The sequence below is a fragment of the Oleiphilus sp. HI0066 genome (assembly GCF_001635725.1).
This window is the reverse complement of the sequence record NZ_LWFH01000326.1, coordinates 1-634: the sequence shown is the minus strand read 5'-3', so window position 1 is coordinate 634 and position 634 is coordinate 1. Positions and strand designations below refer to the sequence as shown.

Here is a 634-nt window from a genome sequence, read left to right as displayed (position 1 = left end):
TGAGCCCGCATTTAATCAAATGCAAGTGCAGCACAATATCGATCTGGGGTTTGCAGATGGTTTGAAAGCATTGATGAGACAAGACCCAGACATCATCATGGTTGGTGAAATTCGCGATTTAGAAACCGCTGAAATGGCGATTCAAGCCGCATTAACTGGCCACTTGGTTTTATCCACCTTGCATACCAATGATGCTCCAAGCTCTATCAGCCGTCTTTTGGAACTAGGTGTCGCGCCCTATTTGATTCGCGCAACCTTGCTTGGTGTCATGGCACAGCGTTTGGTACGTACACTGTGCACAAGCTGTAAGACAGAAACCGTAATTGATGCCAATGACTGGGCAGAACTAACCAGCCCATGGAAAACCAAACAACCTGAGAAAGCCTGTAAACCGGTCGGGTGTTTGGAGTGTAGAAACACCGGTTATCGTGGTCGTGCAGGTGTATACGAAGTGATGCCGCTTAGCGAACAAATGAAAGCCAATATTCATGACCAAACCAATATCATGGATTTGCGCAAAATTGCGATAAAAGAAGGTATGCAGTCTTTACGTTTGAGTGGCGCCCACAAAGTTGCCTCGGGCCAAACGACCATCGACGAAGTGTTGCGCGTAACCCCCGCAAGTCTCAGTCGC

Annotated in this window: 1 protein-coding gene; it reads left to right on the top strand. The window is 47.8% G+C overall.

Translation table 11 applies throughout. The annotated features are described in order from the left end of the window. Positions 1–634, top strand: a 634-nt coding sequence (locus tag A3738_RS04735; protein ID WP_197473595.1) for a GspE/PulE family protein, incomplete at both ends; no start/stop codon positions are given.